Here is a 19210-nt window from a genome sequence, read left to right as displayed (position 1 = left end):
CGCTGCCCCACAGGGTCGCGCCGGGCACATGATCGCGTGCGACCGCGACCTCCCCGGGACTACTCGGTGTCGGCGCCGCCCTGAGGACCCGTGCGCTGCTCATCCTCCTCCGGCGGTGTCGGCGAGATGTCGGCGATCGCGGTCGCCAGCTCCTCTCCGGCGGCCGCGGCGCCCTCGTCGCCCGCGGCCTCCGCCCGGGAGACGGCGGATTCGAGCAGGGAGTCCGCGGTGCCGCTCTCGACCAGGTCGGCGTAGAGGTCGGCGTACGCCTGCTCGTAGAGCTCGCGGAAGCCGTCGTTCTCCAGGAACCTGTCCTTGAGCGCCCCGCTGCCGCCCATCCCCACGCCGCCGCCGGCCGCGTCGCCCTGCCCCGGCATCTGTCCGGGCGGCTCCATGCCCTCGGGAAGCTCCATGCCCTCGGGCGGTTCCCCGCCCCCGAACATCATCGGGCCGCCCGCCCCGTCCTCGGGGATCTCCATACCCTCCGGCAGCTCCATGCCCTCGGGAAGCTCCATGCTCGTGAACGACAGGTTCAGGTCCCACGACAGGACGGTGAACCGGCCCTCATCGGTGTCGTACCAGAGGTAGTAGTTGTTGCCGGGGCCGTCCATCGCGTCGCCGTTGGACATCAGGTCCTGGAGGGCCAGGTAGCGGGCGAAGGAGTCCACGTCCACGTGGGAGTCCAGCTCGCTCGCGAAGGTCTCGTCGTCGGACTCGTCGACGAAGCGGAGCAGGTCCATGATCGGCTGCATGTCGTAGCCGCCCTCCGCGTTGACCTGGCGGAACGCCTCCTCGTAGTCGGTGGGGTCGTCGCCCAGGTAGTCGAAGGAGCCGCCGGCGCGGCCCTTGTAGAGGACGCCGTCGCCGTACCCGTCGGCCCAGGCCGCGTCGGGCGCGTCCAGCAGGATGCGGGAGACGGAGTCGCCTCCGTTGACGGCGACGGAGGTGAACGTGTAGTCCTGCGTCGTCTGCCCGCCGGCCGCGGTGAGGTCGAGCGCCAGCGCCTCGTTGAGGGCGGTGCCGGACGTCGACGTCGCCGGGCGCAACGCGATCTCCGTGTGCCCCTGGTAGGCACGCCCTTCGACGAATTCGTTGAAGCTGATCAACCAGGGAAGCATCTCGGGCTCGTCCTCGGACAGGGTGACACCGCCCGGTCCCATGCGGACCATCGGGCCCTCCTGCTGCTCCCCGTCCTGTTCGGATCCGCCCTGTCCTTCTCCCTGCTGCTCTTCCCCTTGCTGCGGGTCTTGCTGCGTTTGCTGCTGGGCCTGGGGCGCGGCGCCCTCTCCCTCGGGCGGTGCCGCCTGCTCGGCCGCGCCACCCTCGGCGGTGTCCCCGGCCGTGTCCCCGGCGGCTGCGCCGGGGACGGGCATCCCGCCGCCCGGGACACCCGCACCCCCGCGCAGGCTCATGAGGGTGGAGTTGCCCTTCAGCCGCAGACCGACGTCGTCGACGGTGGTCCCGTCGATGGTGATGTCGGCGCGGATGAACTGCTTCTCGCCTTCGTTCTCGAAGGTCGACATCATGTCGGCGTACTCGGATTCGTTGAACGTCACCTCGATCGAGTGCTCGCCGCCTCCGAACAGGTCGCCGGTGCCCTCGATGTTCTGCGTCACCGCGTCGTCGGAGACCAGTTCGGAGGTGATGTAGGGCCGGACCCGCGCCTCCCCGAAGACCGCGGTCACGGCCAGCACCGCCGCACCCGCGACCGCGGCGGTCTTCCAGTGGTGCCGCAGGCGCACGGGGATGCGGTGCCGCAGCCGGGCGCGCTTCGCGGCTGATCGCGTCGTCTTCCCGTCGGCCATGCGATCACAGGTCCGTCTGGTCGTAGCCGGTGAGCACGGTCGCCTTCTGGCCGGCGTTGAGGTCGCGCAGCCGCGCGATCAGCTCGCCCGGCTTGACGCCCTTCTTCAGGCGCGCCGTGTAGGCGAGTTCGAGCAGGGATCCGCCGCGCACCGATTCCGTGCTGATGAGCTCGAACTCGTCGGTGGCGGCGATGAGGACGTCCTCGATGGCGGGCCCGTAGTCGCCTTCATCCGCGGGCACCTGGACCTTGACGACCTGGCGCTGCACGTTGAGCGCGAACAGGTTGAAGCGGTGCATGAGCAGGATGACGACGCAGATGACGACGGTGGCGATGATCGCCAGGGTGTAGAACCGGGTGCCGCAGGCCATCCCCACGCCCATGACCAGGAAGATGAAGCCGACGTCGCGGGTCTCCTTGATCGCGTTGCGGAAGCGCACCACCGACAGGGCGCCGACCAGGGCGAACGCTCGGGCGATGTTGGAGCCGACCACCAGCATGATCAGGGCGATGAGCATCCCCAGGATGACGAGGGTGTGTACGTAGCTCTGGCTGTAGGAGATGTTGCGGTGGGTGGACCGGTAGGTCCAGGCGACGACGATGCTGGTCAGGAAGGCGAGCGAGAGCGATAGCACCACGTCCATGACACTGAAGGTGCCGGAGAGGTCGGTGATGCCGAAGTCGAGGTTCATGGTGGGGTTCGGGCCTTTTCGTGTGGGTGGCTGGTCGATGGCGGCGGGCCGGGTGGGTGATCGGCGGGATCGACACCGACCGCGCCGGGCGGGGGTGCGGGCACGGGCCGGTCCTCAGACCGGGCGGACCGTCCCCGTTCCCAAGGGGCGGGCGTCCGCCACGGGGTCGTCCTCGGCGACGTGGAAGACGGACCTGGGCGCCTTGCCGAACGCCTCGACGCTCTGGCAGTACTTGGAGATGCGCTGGACCTGCATCCCGAAGCGGGCGGCCATGTCGGTCACCCAGTAGGGGGCGCGCTCGTTGGCCTTGACCTCCATGACCACCAGCCCGGGGTGGATGATGTAGCGGTTCTCGGCGTCCGCGCGCAGGTCGAAGTCCCGGTCGCGGCCCCGGACCCGGTGGTCCAGCGTCACGCGCAGCCCGAGGTCGGATCCGACCCCGACATAGGGCTCCCGGCGGTAGCCGGTCATGGCGGTGGCGCGCAGGTCCAGGCGGTGGACCAGGTCGAGGACTTCGTCGACGAAGCCCTGGTCGGCGTTGGGGTGCTCCACGCGGATGCGCCGGTCGCACAGGTCCCGGGCGAGGTCGTAGGGCAGGAGCACGCGCCGCTTCTGCGTCACGCGGTTCACGCGCTGCTTGATCTCGACGGATACCGTCGTGTCCTCGGCACCGGTACCCGCGTCGGCACCTGCACCGGCCCCGGTCCCGGTGCCGGACCCGGTCTCGCCGTAGCGCCGGATGCGCAGCTTGCGGCGGAACTTGAGCCCTTCGATCTTCTCCCAGTAGAACCGGAGGCCCCGGGTGTCGTAGTAGAGGCTCCACACGCCGTAGCCGCCGGCTCCGGCGTTGCGGTCGGTGTGCATGCGGGCGGCGAGTTCGGCGCGCACGTCGGGGACCTGCTCAACGGGGAGCAGGTATTTGAGTTCGTAGCGGTTGAAGGCGTGCAGTCTGCTCGGCGCCCGCAGCCGGTCGCCCGCGTCCCCTTCGCTGCCCCCTTCTCCTGCCCCTCCCCCCGCCCCATGGGCGTCGTGGCCCGCGGGCGCCGGCGCGCCGTGCGTCGTCCGTGTTCGTGCGGTGTGTGCTGCTGTCACGCGGCATTCCTCCGTCGGAGATGTCAACGGGGGAAACACAATCCGAAAGGTGCGTGAAGGACCGCGTAATTTCCTGGGAGAATCCTGGCAGTCCCGCCGAAACCGCAGCGCACGCCCGCGGCGCGGCCCCGGGTAAGAGTTCCGCGAGAGCCGGCGGGTGACCCGGGCGCCCGGTCGGACACGCCCGGAGCGGAAAAGGGGGAAGCCCGCCGATGCGGGAACACTCCGGGCCTTGGTGTCCCAATCGCTATCCATTCCACACCCGGCGTTGGCCCACCGTCTGTACGCTCGGCCTGATGGCTGACGCCTGATACCGAACGCTCCCCCTCCCCCGCTCCCCCGACAGGATCCGCAACCTGATGCGCAGACACTCCTCCGCCGCCCGGCGCGGCGGCGCCCTGCTGGCCACCGCCGTCCTCTTCTCGGGGGTCGCCGCCGCACCGACCGCCGCCGAGTCCGGCCCCAGCGGCGGCCAGGGGAGCCACGGACGGCCTCCCTCGACCGACTTCACCCTCACGATCCTGCACAACAACGACGGCGAGTCCCAGCTGCTGGGCGCGCCCGCCGACCCCGGCTACGGGGGCGTCGCGCGCTTCACCACGCTCGTCGACGACCTGCGCCGGACCGAGGCGTCGCCCACCGCCGCGGAGCGGGGCGAGTCCCACCGCCGCGGGGTGCTCACGCTCTCCTCCGGCGACAACTACCTGGCCGGACCGCAATTCGCGGCAAGCCTGGACCGCGGCGTCCCCTTCTACGACTCCCTCGCCGTCGGGGCGATCGGCTACGACGCGCTGGCCATCGGCAACCACGAGTTCGACTTCGGCCCCGACACCTTCGCCGACTTCATCGGCGGGGTGCCCGGCGACGCCCCGTTCCTGTCGGCCAACCTCGACGTCTCCGCGGAACCCGGCCTCGCCGAGCTGGCGGCCGAGGACCGCATCGCCTCCAGCACCGTGATCCGCGAGCGCGGCGAGCGGATCGGGGTGGTCGGCGCGACCACCCCGGCGCTGGCGTCGATCTCCAGCCCGCGCGACGTCGTCGTCGACGAGGACGTGCGCGCCGCCGTGCAGGACGAGGTCGACCGGCTCACCCGCCGCGGCATCGACAAGATCGTCCTGGTGTCGCACCTCCAGGGGCTGCCCGAGGACCGGGCGCTGGCCGCCGAGCTGCGCGACGTGGACGTGGTCATCGCCGGGGGCGGCGACGAACTCCAGGCCGACGACGACGTCCCGCTGGTCCCCGGCGACACCATCACCACCGACCCCGAGACCGGCGAGCCCTACCGCTATCCGCTGTGGGTACCCGACGCCGACGGTGCGGACGTCCCCATCGTGACCACCGCGGGCGACTACAAGTACGTGGGCCGGATCGTGGTCAACTTCGACCGCGACGGCGGGGTCGTCTCCGTTCCCGAGCGCTCGGGCCTGGTCCGGGTCTCGGGCACGGGCGAGGACGCCGTCGAGGCCGACCCCGATGTGCAGAGCGACGTCGTCGAGCCCGTCCAGACCTATGTCGAAGCCATGGCCGACAACGTGGTGGCCGAGAGCGAGGTCGCCCTTGAGGGCCGGCGCGACCCGGGCGTGCGCACCGAGGAGACCAACCTCGGCGACCTGCTCTCCGACGCGCTGCTGGACGCGGGCCGGGACGCCGCCGACCAGTACGGTGTGGCCGCCCCCGACATCGCGTTGCAGAACAGCGGCGGTATCCGGAACAACTCGCTGCTGCCCGCGGGCGGCGTGAGCGAGCTGGACACCTACTCGGTCGCGCCGTTCTCCAACTTCGTTGCGGTGGTGCCCGACGTTCCGCGCGCCCAGGTGAAGGAGGTCCTGGAGAACGCGGTGTCGGCGGCGCCGGCCGCCGACGGCCGCTTCGCCCAGGTGGCCGGGTTCTCGTTCGAGTACGACCCTGCGCGCACCGCCCAGGTGGTCGACGACGCGGGCGTGGTGCAGACGCCGGGCGAGCGCGTGCGCGAGGTCGTCCTGGACGACGGCACGGTCATCGTGTCCGACGGCCAGGTGGTGGAGGGTGCGGGGATCTCCGTGGCCACCAACGACTTCTCGGCGCGCGGCGGCGACCAGTACCCGTTCCGCGGGCTGCCGTTCACCTCCGTGGGGGTCACCTACCAGCAGGCGCTGCTGGACTACCTCACCGACGACCTCGGCGGCACCGTGACCGCGGCCGACTACCCCGAGGGCGGCGCGGGGCGCATCACCCGCACCGGCTGACCGGGGCGCGCACATCGCCCGCAGTGGGGCGCGGCCGGACGGCCGCGCCCCGCTGCGTGTTCCGGACCGCCTCCTGGTTTCGGCCAAACCGGACACGCGCCGAAATCGCCCACGCAATGTAAGCGCTTTCCGAGACACCGTCGGTGTTCTGGACGGCAATGCGGGCCGCGGGCCGCCGGCGGCCCGCATTACGGACGGCCACCCGCGGGTCGATTTCGCTCTCAGCGAAACAACGCGGCAACAAACCACGGTTTCCCCCGCCCCTCCGCCGCACCCGGTAAGGCGCTGCGACAATCGCGGCCCCCGGAGTCCCCGCCCCCACCACGGATCCCCCCGTCCATGGGGACTCCCTGGCCCCTACCCCCCACGCACGGGGCCCTCCTGGTGACAAGGAGTGACCACGGAAATGAGTCGATCCGATACATCCCCCACCCCCCGCCGAAACCGGAGGCGGCCGGCGCTGCTGGCCACCGGCGCGACGCTGGCGGCGTTAGTGGCCGCCGCCTACGGACTGCACGCCTCCCCCTCGGTCGCCGACTCCGGCGACGCCCCGCCCGCCGACCTCCAGGTACCCGTCGAGTCGCAGGGCCTGGGCCGCGGGGCGGTGAGCGTCGGCGGCGACGACGGCAACCTGGTGAGCTGGCGGCTGTTCGCCGGAGATCCCGAGGACATCGGGTTCAACCTCTACCGGGACGGCACCCGCGTCAACGACGAGCCCATCACCGGCACCACCTCCTACCTCGACGAGGACGCGCCCTCCAACGCCGAGTACACCGTCGCTCCGGTCGTCGGCGCCGAAGAGGTGCGCAGCCTGGCGTCCGAGCCCGCCCTGCGGTTCGAGAACGGGTCGACGGACATCCCCATCTCGCCGCCGCCCGCCGGCAGCGGCTACACCTACGAGGCCAACGACGGCAGCGTAGGCGACCTCGACGGCGACGGCGAGTACGAGATCGTGCTCAAGTGGCAGCCCACCAACGCCAAGGACAACTCCCAGTCGGGGACGACCGGCAACACCTTCATCGACGCCTACAAGCTCGACGGCACGCGGCTGTGGCGCATCGACATGGGCCGCAACATCCGCTCGGGGGCGCACTACACCCAGTTCATCGTCTACGACCTGGACAACGACGGCCGCGCCGAGGTCGCCGCCAAGACCGCCGACGGCACCGTGGACGGGGCGGGGCGGGTGATCGGCAACGGAAGCGCCGACCACCGCAACTCCTCGGGCTACGTGCTGTCGGGGCCGGAGTTCCTGACCGTGTTCAACGGCAACAACGGGGCCGCGCGCACCACCGTCGACTACGTGCCCGCCCGCGGCAGCGTCGCCGACTGGGGCGACAACTACGGCAACCGGGTGGACCGCTTCCTCGCCGGCGTCGCCTACCTCGACGGCCAGAACCCGAGCCTGATCATGGCGCGCGGGTACTACACGCGCACGGTCGTGTCGGCGTTCCGGCTCAACGGCTCCACGCTGAGCCGGCAGTGGACCTTCGACAGCCGCAGCTCCACGAACGGGCCCGCGTGGGAGGGGCAGGGGTTCCACAGCCTCTCCATCGCCGACCTCGACCGCGACGGCCGCGACGAGATCGCCTACGGCGCCATCGCCATCGACGACAACGGATGGGGCATGTGGAACACGCGTTTCGGCCACGGTGACGCGCTGCACGTGGGCGCGTTCGTCCCCGGCCGGAGCGGTGTGCAGGTCTACGGGGTCGCCGAGAACGGCGGCTCGCCCAGCTCCTGGCTCGTGGACGGGGCGACCGGGCAGACGATCTTCACCACCCCGGCCAATGGCGGCGACAACGGACGCGGTGTGGCCGGGGACATCTACGCGGGCAGCCCGGGCGCGGAGTTCTGGTCGGCCAACGGCAGCGGGAACCTGCTCAACGCCCAGGGGCAGTCGGTGGGCCGCAAGCCGAGCTCGATCAACTTCCTGGTGTGGTGGGACGGCGACCTCAGCCGCGAACTGCTCGACCGCACCCAGATCGACAAGTACGGCCCGAACGGCGACACCCGGCTGCTCACCGGCAGCGGGGTGGCCAGCAACAACGGCACCAAGGCCACCCCGGTCCTCAGCGGGGACATCCTCGGCGACTGGCGCGAGGAGGTCATCTGGCGCACGTCGGACAACCGCGCCCTGCGGATCTACTCCACCGACATCCCCACCCAGCACTCCCGCCCCTCACTGACCCAGGACCGCCAGTACCGAACGGCCCTGGCCTGGCAGAACACCGCGTACAACCAGCCCCCGCACCCCAGCTTCGCGATGCAGTAGGAGCAGGAGGCGTATTCCCAGGTGGGCAGCTACGAGGCAACGTCACCGCGAATCGCGACCACTCGCCGCCGGTCCGAATCTGGAGTGGATCTGGAGTGAGATTGTGCGGGGGACGTGGCATCGAGCAGCCATTGGACGAGCGGCACCGGCGAGGTCGTCGACATCTCCCTGCGTCGTGCGAGCGTCTCGTCCCAGACCTCGGACAGCCTCATGGTCAGGATCCGCCTCATTTCGGGAGTCACATGCGCGTACTGGGCCGGAACGGCGCGGTCCAGGTGACCCATCCGCTCGTTCATGAGCTGCGGCGCCATCCCCAGGAACGTCATGAGCGTCCTGTGGGAGCGCCGCAGCCCATGCGGTGTCATTCCGGGAGCGGTCAGCGCCCGGCACGCCACCGCCTTGCCGGGCCCTGACCGATCGTGAACCCGGGCATAGTCGAAGGGCCCGAGAGGCCGAGCACCGCGATCCATTCCCTCGCCCACTGCTTCAGCGTGATCTTCGTGGATCTGTCGGCCGACGTCCCGAGCACGCGGGCTTCAGCCTCGTGGTTGCGTCCGAATTCGAGCGCCTTGGTCTCGGTGGTGAATCCGGACTGCCCTTCCTGGAACCGTCGGGCAGAGTCCAGCACGCCCACCAGGAGTTGACGACTTTCTCTGCCTGGACTCATGAAGTGCCACATCCTGAGTGAAATGCGGTATGGGATTTGCAGGATGGGGACCGTGGTGCACGTGGGGACGACAGGGTGACCGAAATCGGACAATTACTGCGATTTCATTATGAATATCTCGCCTGCATGTGAGGATTCCCTGCGACGGCGTTGAATCCCTCGATACCGCTTAGCGAGATGAGACGATGAAGACGATTTCGAGAAGCCTCCTGGTAGCGGCGGCACTGGCCGGGAGCATCACCGCAGCCGCGCCGGCCAATGCGGCGGACGGGTGCTCCGGGGCCGGGCCCACCGTGATCGACTACGTGGGAAACACCTGGTCGACAACGTATTGCGATGCGTGGCGCAGCGGTGACCTTGAAGCGGGCGTCGGCAAGGACAATCCGAGTGAGATCTCGGGCCACCTCTACGCGGGCCGTGCATGGTTCGTCTGTCAGCAGCAGTTCACGTACCTGGAGAACCCCCCGGTCGGCGAGTATCGCAATAACTGGTGGCTTTACACCCAGGGTGACGTGGCGTATTCGGACCAGGGCTGGGGTTGGTTCCCGGCGGTGAACATCTCTGGCGGTGGGAATTATGAGCCCATTCCTGGACTGCGCAACTGCGGTTTCCCTGAAACGCTGTCGGCGGAGATGGGCCCCTCCGGCCGGACTGACGCTCCGGGTCACTGAGGTCGGCTGCGGACTCCGTCACCGGGTGGGGCGTCGTTCGTGAGCGTCCGTCTCTGCTCGCTGGGGGACACCCCACGATGCCGGGCCCGGCCCCGCCCCGGGCTTCCTGCCCGGGGCGGGGCGTTTCGTCGTGGGCCCTTGGTGTCGACGGTGCTTCCGCCAGGACTGCGGCTGCGGCGCGGGCGTCGCGGGTTCGCCGACCGTTACAAGCGCCCCGGCCGTCCTCGGCCGGGGCTTTCCTTTGGAGAGCCCACGCACGCGTCTCCGACCCCGCCCCCGGAAAACGGAGCGAGTCCGACAGCGTCTCGCCTCATTCACATCAGTCTGTTCTCGATCGTGCGCGCTCTTCGCGCCCGATCGGGGAGCACATGGCGGGGAGCGGACAGGGATCCGCCGCCGGTACGGGAAACCCGAAGAAAACCGTCCGATGTGGACCATGCGCCAAGGATGACGCATCTACGCAAGGATGGGTTTACCATGTGGCGCCATGCGACCCAACAGGCTCCTCCCAGGATTCGTGACCTGCTTTCTGTTCTCCGTGGTCTGCCTCGGCATCGCGTTCATGGTGGCGGCGACCAACGCCGCGCATTGCCCCAGCGGAGGCAGCTCGGAGGTCACCCCGGCATGCGAGGTGGAAGCGGAGGGGGTGCAGAACATCGCGCTGGTGATCGCCATTGCGGGTCTGACACTGATGATCGGCGGCGTCGCATTTCAGATCGGACGATTCGACGGCCGGGCTCCGCTCCCGCAGCACCCGGCGCCCTACCCCCAAGGCGGGTTGCCCGCCTCCCCCCACCAGCCTCAGGCGCCCCACCAGCCCCAGGTGCCGCGCCCGCCCCAGCCGTGACACGGTTCCCGGCCTAGTACTCCGGTGTGACTTCGCGATCTTGTAGGAAACCTGGTCGAGACCGGGTGCGGTCACCGCGTGATCGTCGCGGGTTGTGCGGACTCCTTTCGCCTGACCAGGCCGGCAAGGCGATCACAGGACGAGCATGAGCTTGCCGCCGGGGCGGCGGGACTGGCTGAGCTTGGCCGCTTCCTGGATCTGGTCGAGCGTGTAGGTGCGGGCGACCGATACGGTCAGGACGCCTTCGCCGGCCAGCCGGGCGAACTCGCCCATCAGGTCGTAGCGGATCTCGGTGGTGATCCGGGCCCCCAGCTCGGCCGCGGCCGCGAAGTCCGAGACGGTGAGGACGCGGTCGGGATCACCGGTCAGCTCGATCAGGGTCGGCAGTGAGCCGCCGGCCGGGCTGGCCTGGTCGGCTCGGTCGATCCGGCCGCCGGTCGGGGCCGTGTCCAGGGCGCGGTCGACGCGGCCTCTGGCCAGTGCGGTAACGCGTTCGGCCATACCGTCGCCATAGCCGGTCACCTGGGCGCCGATCTCTTCCAGGGCAGCGGCCCGGGTCGGCCCGGCGGTGGCGATCACCCGAATACCCCGGTGCAGCGCCAAGCGCACCGCTGCCTCACCCACCGTGGTGCCCGCGCCGTGGACGAGCAGCAGCTCACCCGGCTGGACGCCGAGGTCGTCCAGCGCGCGCCACGCCGTCTCGGCCGCCATCGGCAGCGCGGCGGCCTGCTCGGCGGTGACGCCCTCGGGGATGCGCGCCCAGGCCGCCATCAGCGCAAACTCGGCGGCGCCGGCCGTCGGGCCGTCGAAGGCGGCCGGGCCGAACACGGGGTCGCCGATCTCGATGCCGGTGACGTCCTCGCCGAGCGCGTCGACGGTGCCCGCGATCTCGAGGCCGAGCCCGCGCGGCAGCGGCGGCATCCGGTCGGCGAAGAGTCCGTCGACGACCACCCAGTCAGCCGGGGTCAGGCCGCACGCCCGCACGGCGATTCGGATCTGTCCGGGTCCCGGCTCCGGCTTCGGGACATCGCGGAGCACGATCACCTCTGGGGACCCGAATCGGTCGAACTGAAGAGCCTTCATGAGCATCTCCTACGTGATGACAGCATCTGTTGTCATGGATCCTAGCGCGACAACAGCATCTGCTGTCATACCCTGATGCGTATGCCGAGATGGGAGTCCGACGCACAGGGTCGGCTCGAGCGCGCGGCGCTCGAGCTGTTCGAGACGCAGGGGTACGAGCGCACCTCGGTCGCGCAGATCGCGCGCACCGCCGGTCTGACCGAGCGCTCCTTCTACCGTTACTTCCCCGACAAGCGGGAAGTCCTCTTCGCCGGCCACGAGCTGGAGGCCCACCTCGTGGGACAGGTCGAGGAGGCCGACCCGGGCCTCAGGCCACTCGAGGCGCTGCTGACCGCGCTGAGGAGTGCCGACGAGGTCTTTCGCTCGCGCGAGTTCCTGCTGCGCCGCGTCAGGGTGATCGCCGCCAGCCCGGCACTGGCCGAGCGCGATCTGATCAAGCTCGCCGACATCGCCGAGGCGTTGGTGCCGGCGCTCGGGCGCCGCGGCGTCGAGCCCGACAAGGCACGCTTCATCATCGACGTGGCGATGGCGGTCTCCCGGCGCGCCACGTCCCGCTGGCTGGCCGACCCGGACGCAACCTTCTCCGAGCTCGTCGCCCAGGCCGCCGCCGAGCTGTGCGAAGTGGTCGCGCCGCCGGCTCCGGCGGTCCGCTGAGTCCGCCACGAAGAGGAGCAGCGCCCACCGGGCCGACCGCGGCCCCCTCCAGCGGGATCGGCTGGGCTCCCTCATGGGCGATCAAGCCCGTCGACAATGCCGGCTCGCCGCGATGACCAGGCACATCGGCTTCGCCGACGGTAGCGCGCGGACCTGCCGACTGCCGCGGGCGTCGTTTCCGTACCCGTTCCCGACCAGGGTTTCCTACAAGATCGCGAAGTCGCACTGGAGTACTAGCCGACGTCATGCCCGGAGTCGGCCGCACCGGCCGGGGTGCGGCGCGCCCCGCCCGCCATCGGGCGAGCGGGGCTCGTCGTTATGGCCGGCCGTATCCGCGGGCTCAGGGCCGATCGTCAGAGGTCGTATCGGCCCTCGTCCCCGCTGCCGTCGTGCTGTACGACGGCGGCACATATCGCTTCTCCGCCCGGGTGGCTCGCGCGCTGACCGACCCCGGCGACGTGCGCGACCTCGACGCGGGGGACCGCGCCGACGGCTCGTCGGCCGAAGTCCCCTGCGAGTCCGCTGACGCCGAGTACAGTGTCATCCTCCGGCACAGCCGGGGGCCGGACGCGACGGGCCCCCGCGACCCGAGCGAGAGCTGCGAGGGCGGCGACGACGTGAGGTCATGGGACCGCGTGGTCGAAACCCCGGACTACAACCTCTGCCCGGTACACCTCCCCTGACCTTCCAGCCCCCGCGCGTCGGGGTCGGCGGCCTCTCACCCGCGGGGGTCATCCGGCGGGCGGCGCCGGGAGCCCGGCGAGAAAATCGCGGATCGATGGGGCGACCCGGCGCGCCAGGTCCTCGGCCGTGCGCAGGTCGGGGGACACAGCGACCGGCGCGAGGACGCCGTTGGGGATGGTCTCGGCGCACCGCTCGGCGAGTGCGCGGGGATGCCTCCAGTCCGTCCCGGGAATCACCAGGGTGGGTGCCACGACCGCCCCCAGCTCCGTCACGTCGGCGAAGGACCGATCGCGGCCGATGGCGGCCGCCGCTATAACGCTCGCGGGATCGCTGCGTGGAATGGCGTCACGCACCATGGCGCCGACGACCGGCGGAAACCCCGCCAGGATCGGTTCCCACGCGGCGTTCAGCCCGTGCGACGAGGCCCGTGCCGCGAAGGCGTCGAGGAACTCGATCTCGGCGGCCTTGGCATCATCGTCCTCGATGTCCTCGACCCCGATGAGCACCACGCGGGCGACGCGCTCAGGGCGGTGCAGGGCGGCGCGCAGCGAGATCGTCGAGCCGAGTCCGGTCCCGCCGACGGCCGCCCGTTCGAGTTCGAGGTGGTCCAGCAGGGAGAACAGGTCCTCGGTGTATCGGCGCCACGTATGGCGCGAGGGGTCGGCGCACACCGATGCCCCGTATCCGCGGATGTCGGGCAGGACCAGGGTGTGCCGGTCGCGAAGGAGTCGCGCCAACGGGAGCAGGCTGCGGCGGTCGGGACCGCCGGCGTGCAGCAGCACCATCGGTGGCCCCTGGCCGAGGACGGTGGCGGAGAGCTCACATCCGTCGCCGCCGGCGAATCCGATCTCGGGCATCGCGGCTCCCTGCTGTCATGGGGGTGGCGGAGAGCCCCCTCCGGTCGTGTCCGCCTACGGAGCAGACCTCGCGCGGCGCCTCTCCGACAGAATGACCGGGAAATACCGCCCAGGGGTATGTGAGCCTATACTCATCCCGCCCTGTAATACAAATACCCCGTCTGGGTATACGGCCGGTCTGCCCGGCCGAGGGGCGGGAGTCGGGCGGCGCGCCCGTAGGCGGGGCGACCGTCCGGGGGTGGATCCGGGGTCGTCCCGTTCCTCGTGAAGGGATCTCAGGCGGAACGCCGGACGTCCGGGGGCCGTCGTGCGTCGGTCCACCTGGAGGGGCATCGTTCGTCCTGTTCGGCCGCAGGGGGCCAGGGGTGCGCGATGCGCCCGCCCCCCACCCGCTGCCGGCGGCCTCCCGGAGGGACGGGTGGCCGGGTCGGACCGCACCTCAGAAGGCGCGGGATGCGACGGTGGGCGGTGCGTCTCCGGGGTAGCGGCGGGACCCCGTGCCGCGTGCGGGTCGTCCCGGACCAGCGGGGGCGGGGGCAGGCCGGCTGCGGGGCGGGGCAGGCCGGCAGCGGGGCGGGGGCCGGCCGGCAGCGGGGCGAGCGATCGGGGAGGACGATGCGGGTCCTGGTCACCGGGGCGACCGGATACATCGGGGGACGCCTGGTTCCCGAGCTCCTCGACGCCGGGCACGACGTCCGCTGCCTGGCGCGGTCACCGGACAAGCTGCGCGACCAGCCGTGGCGCGCCCGTGTGGAGGTGGCGGCCGGCGACGTGCAGGACGAGGCGAGCCTCCGGCGCGCCCTGTCCGGTATCGACATCGCCTACTACCTGGTCCACTCCATGGCGGGCGGCGCCGGATTCGCCCGCCTCGACACCGCCGGGGCACACAACTTCGCCGCCGCCGCGGCCCGCGCCCGGGTCGGGCGCATCGTCTACCTCGGGGGCATCACGCCGCGCGATGAGGAGCTCTCCCCGCATCTGCGCTCGCGGGCGCGGGTCGGCGAGGCGCTGCTGGCCGGATCCGTGCCGACCGCGGTGCTGCGGGCGGCGGTCGTCATCGGGTCGGGATCGGCCTCCTTCGAGATGCTGCGCTACCTGACCGAGCGGCTGCCGGTCATGACGACCCCCCGCTGGGTGGCGACCCGCGTGCAGCCGATCGCGGTCCGCGACGTCCTGCGCCTGCTCGTGGAATCCGCCGGACTGGACAGCGGTGTGCACCGCACCTTCGACATCGGCGGGCCCGAGGTCCTCACCTACGCGGACATGATCCGCGGGTTCGCCCGGATCGAAGGGCTCGGGCGGCGCACCATCATCCCGGTTCCGGTCCTCACGCCCCAGCTGTCGAGCCTGTGGGTCGGGCTGGTCACCCCCGTCCCCGGCTCGGTCGCCCGCCCGCTGGTGGAGTCGCTGCGCCACGAGGTGGTGGCCGCCGAGGACGACCTGGCCGACCTGCTCGGCGACCACCACCGCCTCGGGTTCGACGACGCCGTCGCCTTGGCGCTGCGCCGCGTGGGCGACGCCGATGTCGCCACCCGCTGGTCCTCCGCGGGATGGCCGGCGGCCCCCTCGGACCCTTTGCCGACCGACCCCGACTGGGCCGGCGGCTCCCTCTACACCGACGACAGGCACCGCCGTGTACGCGCGCCCGCCCGGGACCTGTGGCGCGTCATCGAGGGCATCGGCGGGGAGCAGGGCTGGTACTCCGCGCCCCTGGCCTGGGGCGCACGCGGGCTGCTGGACCGCGTCTCGGGCGGTGTGGGGCTGCGCAGGGGCCGGCGCGACCCGCGCCGCCTACGGGCGGGCGACTCCCTGGACTTCTGGCGTGTCGAGGAGATCGAACCGGGCCGGCTGCTGCGGCTGCGCGCGGAGATGCGGCTGCCCGGGCGCGCCTGGCTGGAGCTGTGCGTGGACGAGGACGACGCGGGAACCGTCTACCGGCAGCGCGCCCTGTTCCATCCCCGGGGGCTCGCCGGCCAGGCGTACTGGTGGGGGGTGAAGCCCGCTCACAGCATCGTGTTCGGCTCGATGGCGCGCAACATCGCCCTCCACGCGGAACGGGAGAGCGGTACCCCCCCAGGCGTGAGCGGCCGGGCGGGAAAACCGATCGACAGACGGGCCCGCGGCGCGCTGTGATCGCCGCGAGCGCCCGCCGCATGCAGCGGGCCGGACGCAGGAGTCGCTCTCGTGACAACGGGCAGAACCGCGGCGCAGGGGCCCGTGATCGACGCCGCCCTCGCCAGGTGCCTGGTCGATACGCAGTTCCCGCAGTGGGCCGGGCTGCCGCTCAAGCCGCTCGATCCCGCCGGCTCGGACCACGTGATCTACCGGCTGGGCGGGGAGCTGTCCGTCCGGCTTCCCCGCCATGCGGGGGCCATCGGCCAGGCCGAGAAGGAATCGGAGTGGCTGCCCCGGCTCGCCCCGCACCTGCCGCTGGCCGTCCCCGTACCGGTGGGGGTGGGTGAGCCCGGCTTCGGCTATCCGTGGCCGTGGGCGGTGTCCCGCTGGCTGGACGGCGAGGTGGCGACCACCGACGCACTGGCCGACTCGCCGCGGGCCGCCGTCGAACTCGCGGAGTTCCTGACCGCCCTCCAGCGGTTCGCACCCGGGGACGGCCCCGCCGGGGATTCCCGCGCGGACCTCACCGGTTCGCCGCTGTCCGGCCGGGACCACGCGACGCGCGCCGCCATCGCGAGCGTCGGCGACGCCTTCGACACCGCTGCCATGACGGAACTGTGGGAGGCGGCGCTGAGCGCCCCGGGGTGGGACCGCCCTCCGGTCTTGTTCCACGGCGACTTCCACACCGGCAACCTGCTGACCGCCGGCGGCCGCCTCAGCGCGGTCATCGACTTCGGCGAACTCGGGATCGGCGACCCGGCGCGCGACTTGATGATCGCCTTCACCCTGATGTCGGCCGGCAGCCGGGCCGCCTTCCGCTCCGCGCTCGGCGTGGACGACGCCACCTGGGCCCGGGGCCGCGGCTGGGCCTTGGCCACCGGCTTGAACGCCTACACCTCCTACGCCGCGGTCGATCCCCGGGTCGCCGCGCAGACCGCCCGGCAGATCACCGCGGCCCTCATCGGCTGAGCGGCCGCGAGCGGTCGCGCCGGCGGTCGCCGTGGCGTCAGAGGGCGGCCCGGTTCGCGGTGGCGTGGATGGAGCCGAGCAGGCTGAGGGCCTGGGCGCTGGGGCCGGCGGGTTCGGCCTGGTAGACGATGAGCTGCTGGCCCGGGGCGTCGCGCACGTCGAAGGACTGGTAGGTGAGGGTCAGGGCGCCCACGTCCGGGTGGAGGACGTGCTTGGTGTCCTGGGTCTTGCCGCGCACGATGTGGGACCTCCACAGGCGGGTGAAGTCGGCGCTGTGCTCGGTGAGGTCGTCGACGAGGGCGCGCAGCCGCGGGTCGTCGGGGTCGAGGCCGGCCGACTGGCGCAGATGGCCGACCACGGCCTCCGCCGTGCGGCCCCACCGCGTGTAGAACCGCCGGCCCGCCGGGTCCAGGAAGGCCATGCGGGCCAGGTTGTCCGCCGGCTCGAAGGGTGAGTGCAGGGCCTCGGCCAGGGCGTTGGCGGCCAGGATGTCCAAGGCCGGGTTGATGACGAACGCCGGTGCGCCCGGGTAGCCGTCCATCAGCTGGCGCAGGGCGGGGCCGACCCGGTCGGTGGTGTGGGCGGCGAACCGGTCGCCCGGCGTCGTCCCGGCCAGCCGGTGCAGGTGCGCGTGGGCGTGGGAGTCCAGTCGCAGGGCGCCGCCGAGCGCGTCGAGCACCTGGGCCGAGGGGTGGCGTTCGCGCCCCTGCTCCAGGCGGGTGTAGTAGTCCGCGTTCATCCCGGCGAGGACGGCGACCTCCTCGCGGCGCAGTCCGGCGACCCTGCGCACACCGTGGCTCGCGACGCCCACGTCCTGCGGCCGGAGGGCCGCCCGGCGGGCGCGGAGGAACTCTCCCAGGTGGTTGTCGGTCATGTCCCCCAGGCTAAGCGGCGGGAGCACCGGGCAGCCTGGGTGCGCCGCACCCAGGCTGCATACGTCCTGGTGGGCCGTCGCCGGCGCGCCCAGACTCGGTCGGGCGGAAGGGATCCGCACCACCGGATGAGGGGAGTCCGCCTTGACGGGCGCCACCGAGAAGGGCGATGCCCGCGATGCCGGCGTGGTCGGCATGTGGGTGACCGCGGACGGTCACATCCGCCAGGAGCTGCGCGCCGACGGCCGCTACGACGAGGCCCGCGGCGACCGGCTCAGCGCGTACACGGGCCGCTACACGGTGACCGGCGACCACATCGACTACGTCGACGACTCCGGCTTCACCGCCACGGGCGACGTCCGCGGCGGTGTGCTCTACCACGAGCACCTCGTGCTCCACCGAGAAGGACGAGAGGGAGAACAGGCATGACGGACGCAGGCACCACGGCGGGCAAGGTCGTGGCGGTCACCGGAGCGAGCAGCGGGATCGGCGAGGCGACCGCCCGCCGGCTCGCCGCCGACGGCCACCGCCTCCTCCTCGGGGCACGGCGCACCGACCGCCTCGACGCGCTGGCCCGGGAGATCACCGAGGCCGGCGGCACCGCGACCGGCCGGCGGCTGGACGTCACCGACGCCGCCGATGTCCGGGCCTTCGTCGCCGCCGCCCGCGAGCGCTACGGACGCGTGGACGTGGTGGTCAACAACGCCGGGGTGATGCCGCTCTCGCCCCTGGAGGCGCTGCGGACCGGGGAGTGGGACCGCATGATCGACGTGAACATACGCGGGGTCCTGCACGGCATCGCCGCCGCCCTGCCCGGCATGCGCGCTCAGGGCGGCGGGCATTTCGTCAACGTCGCCTCCGTCGGCGCCTACGAGGTCTCGCCCACCGCAGCCGTCTACTGCGCCACCAAGTTCGCCGTCCGCGCGATCTCCGAGGGACTGCGCCAGGAGTCCGCCGGGGACATCCGGGTCACGCTGGTCTCCCCCGGCGTGACCGAGTCCGAGCTCGCCGAGGGCATCTCCGACCCCGCCGCCCGGGAGGCCATGAAGACCTACCGCGCGGTGGCGCTGCCCGCCTCCGCCATCGCGGACGCGATCTCCTACGCCGTTTCCCAGCCGGCGGAGGTCGACGTCAACGAGATCGTCGTCCGCCCCGCCGCCAGCGCCCAATGACCCAGGAGACCGCTATGACGCACACCGCCGCCGGCCACGACGACGACCTGGCCCGCAGACTGCGGGTCCTGGAGGACAAGGAGGCCCTGCGCGCGCTCATGATCCGCGGGTGGCGGGCGCTGGACCGCAAGGACTGGCGGGCCTGGATCGGCTGCTGGGCCGAGGACGCGGTGCTGGAGTTCGGCCCCTGGGGGGAGGTCCGCGGACGAACGGCGGTCCGGGCGAAGGTGGAGGAGGCGGAGTCGCCCTACCCGAGCATGCAGCACCACATCCTCAACATGCACTTCGACGTATCGGGCGACCGTGCGACCGGCGTCGGCTACATGTGGTTCGTCGCGGTCACCGACCCCGGGGCCGCCTCCTCCCCCTACGCCATGGGCGGCCCCTACGACTGGGAGTTCCGCAGGGGCCCGGACGACGGCTGGCTCCTGACCCGCCAGCGCCTGGGCGTCTGGTGGACCGACGGCGAGGACACCCTCAGGGCCTTCGAGTAGCATCCGCGGGTTCCGTCCGCGGGTTCCCGGGCCCCGC

Annotated in this window: 19 protein-coding genes; 11 read left to right on the top strand and 8 right to left on the bottom strand. The window is 71.7% G+C overall.

Features of this window, described 5'->3' with window-relative positions:
• Positions 1–59: 59 nt before the first annotated feature.
• From ACFO4E_RS19130 to ACFO4E_RS19120, 3 genes are all read right to left on the bottom strand, one after another.
• Complete coding sequence (locus tag ACFO4E_RS19130) at positions 60–1805, bottom strand: CotH kinase family protein (RefSeq protein WP_378576707.1); 1746 nt, start codon at positions 1803–1805, stop codon at positions 60–62.
• Between the two features lie 4 nt (positions 1806–1809).
• Positions 1810–2496: a DUF4956 domain-containing protein gene (locus ACFO4E_RS19125; protein ID WP_378576706.1), complete on the bottom strand. Its 687-nt coding sequence runs from the start codon at positions 2494–2496 to the stop codon at positions 1810–1812.
• 114 nt (positions 2497–2610) lie between these two features.
• Positions 2611–3588, bottom strand: a complete 978-nt coding sequence (locus tag ACFO4E_RS19120) for a polyphosphate polymerase domain-containing protein (RefSeq protein WP_378576704.1) — start codon at positions 3586–3588, stop codon at positions 2611–2613.
• Positions 3589–3947: 359 nt separating this feature from the next.
• Here ACFO4E_RS19120 and ACFO4E_RS19115 point away from each other — a divergent pair, with 359 nt between their 5' ends.
• Together ACFO4E_RS19115 and ACFO4E_RS19110 are read left to right on the top strand one after the other, a co-directional pair.
• On the top strand, positions 3948–5813 hold the full coding sequence (locus ACFO4E_RS19115) for a bifunctional metallophosphatase/5'-nucleotidase (RefSeq protein ID WP_378576702.1): 1866 nt from the start codon (positions 3948–3950) through the stop codon (positions 5811–5813).
• Between the two features lie 406 nt (positions 5814–6219).
• Positions 6220–8088: a rhamnogalacturonan lyase gene (locus tag ACFO4E_RS19110; RefSeq protein ID WP_378576700.1), complete on the top strand. Its 1869-nt coding sequence runs from the start codon at positions 6220–6222 to the stop codon at positions 8086–8088.
• Positions 8089–8117: 29 nt separating this feature from the next.
• On the opposite strand, the gene ACFO4E_RS19105 is transcribed toward ACFO4E_RS19110, so the two are convergent.
• Together ACFO4E_RS19105 and ACFO4E_RS19100 are read right to left on the bottom strand one after the other, a co-directional pair.
• On the bottom strand, positions 8118–8414 hold the full coding sequence (locus ACFO4E_RS19105; RefSeq protein ID WP_378576698.1) for a hypothetical protein: 297 nt from the start codon (positions 8412–8414) through the stop codon (positions 8118–8120).
• A 50-nt stretch (positions 8415–8464) separates the two neighbouring features.
• Positions 8465–8722, bottom strand: coding sequence for a hypothetical protein (locus ACFO4E_RS19100; protein ID WP_378576696.1), 258 nt, complete (start codon positions 8720–8722; stop codon positions 8465–8467).
• A 218-nt stretch (positions 8723–8940) separates the two neighbouring features.
• Here ACFO4E_RS19100 and ACFO4E_RS19095 point away from each other — a divergent pair, with 218 nt between their 5' ends.
• Together ACFO4E_RS19095 and ACFO4E_RS19090 are read left to right on the top strand one after the other, a co-directional pair.
• Positions 8941–9426: a hypothetical protein gene (locus tag ACFO4E_RS19095; protein ID WP_378576694.1), complete on the top strand. Its 486-nt coding sequence runs from the start codon at positions 8941–8943 to the stop codon at positions 9424–9426.
• Positions 9427–9943: 517 nt separating this feature from the next.
• Complete coding sequence (locus tag ACFO4E_RS19090) at positions 9944–10273, top strand: hypothetical protein (RefSeq protein ID WP_378576692.1); 330 nt, start codon at positions 9944–9946, stop codon at positions 10271–10273.
• Positions 10274–10405: 132 nt separating this feature from the next.
• Here ACFO4E_RS19090 and ACFO4E_RS19085 read toward each other — a convergent pair whose 3' ends face one another.
• Positions 10406–11356: an NADP-dependent oxidoreductase gene (locus ACFO4E_RS19085; RefSeq protein WP_378576691.1), complete on the bottom strand. Its 951-nt coding sequence runs from the start codon at positions 11354–11356 to the stop codon at positions 10406–10408.
• Between the two features lie 75 nt (positions 11357–11431).
• On the opposite strand from ACFO4E_RS19085, the gene ACFO4E_RS19080 reads away from it, so the two are divergent.
• Together ACFO4E_RS19080 and ACFO4E_RS19075 are read left to right on the top strand one after the other, a co-directional pair.
• Positions 11432–12010, top strand: a complete 579-nt coding sequence (locus tag ACFO4E_RS19080; protein WP_378576690.1) for a TetR/AcrR family transcriptional regulator — start codon at positions 11432–11434, stop codon at positions 12008–12010.
• 389 nt (positions 12011–12399) lie between these two features.
• Positions 12400–12693: a hypothetical protein gene (locus ACFO4E_RS19075; RefSeq protein ID WP_378576689.1), complete on the top strand. Its 294-nt coding sequence runs from the start codon at positions 12400–12402 to the stop codon at positions 12691–12693.
• 48 nt (positions 12694–12741) lie between these two features.
• Here the strand turns inward: ACFO4E_RS19075 and ACFO4E_RS19070 are convergent, their stop codons facing one another.
• On the bottom strand, positions 12742–13551 hold the full coding sequence (locus ACFO4E_RS19070) for an alpha/beta fold hydrolase (protein WP_378576688.1): 810 nt from the start codon (positions 13549–13551) through the stop codon (positions 12742–12744).
• Positions 13552–14166: 615 nt separating this feature from the next.
• On the opposite strand from ACFO4E_RS19070, the gene ACFO4E_RS19065 reads away from it, so the two are divergent.
• Entirely contained in the window at positions 14167–15684 is a 1518-nt protein-coding gene (locus ACFO4E_RS19065; RefSeq protein WP_378576687.1) for an SDR family oxidoreductase, read from the top strand.
• A 51-nt stretch (positions 15685–15735) separates the two neighbouring features.
• Entirely contained in the window at positions 15736–16635 is a 900-nt protein-coding gene (locus ACFO4E_RS19060; protein ID WP_378576686.1) for an aminoglycoside phosphotransferase family protein, read from the top strand.
• Positions 16636–16672: 37 nt separating this feature from the next.
• Here the strand turns inward: ACFO4E_RS19060 and ACFO4E_RS19055 are convergent, their stop codons facing one another.
• Positions 16673–17509: a helix-turn-helix transcriptional regulator gene (locus ACFO4E_RS19055; protein WP_378576685.1), complete on the bottom strand. Its 837-nt coding sequence runs from the start codon at positions 17507–17509 to the stop codon at positions 16673–16675.
• Positions 17510–17651: 142 nt separating this feature from the next.
• On the opposite strand from ACFO4E_RS19055, the gene ACFO4E_RS19050 reads away from it, so the two are divergent.
• From ACFO4E_RS19050 to ACFO4E_RS19040, 3 genes are read left to right on the top strand one after another with little or no spacing between them, the layout of a single operon-like run.
• Positions 17652–17936, top strand: a complete 285-nt coding sequence (locus ACFO4E_RS19050) for an Atu4866 domain-containing protein (protein ID WP_378576684.1) — start codon at positions 17652–17654, stop codon at positions 17934–17936.
• Positions 17933–18679: an SDR family oxidoreductase gene (locus ACFO4E_RS19045; RefSeq protein ID WP_378576683.1), complete on the top strand. Its 747-nt coding sequence runs from the start codon at positions 17933–17935 to the stop codon at positions 18677–18679. Before ACFO4E_RS19050 ends, ACFO4E_RS19045 begins: the two co-directional genes overlap by 4 nt.
• A gap of 14 nt (positions 18680–18693) precedes the next feature.
• Positions 18694–19173, top strand: a complete 480-nt coding sequence (locus ACFO4E_RS19040; protein WP_378576681.1) for a nuclear transport factor 2 family protein — start codon at positions 18694–18696, stop codon at positions 19171–19173.
• The last annotated feature ends 37 nt before the right edge of the window (positions 19174–19210 follow it).

Origin of the sequence: Nocardiopsis mangrovi (genome assembly GCF_042653925.1) — a bacterium.
Lineage (GTDB): Bacteria > Actinomycetota > Actinomycetes > Streptosporangiales > Streptosporangiaceae > Nocardiopsis_B > Nocardiopsis_B mangrovi.
The sequence above is the reverse complement of the archived record's forward strand: the minus strand, read 5'-3'. Positions and strand labels throughout refer to the sequence as shown.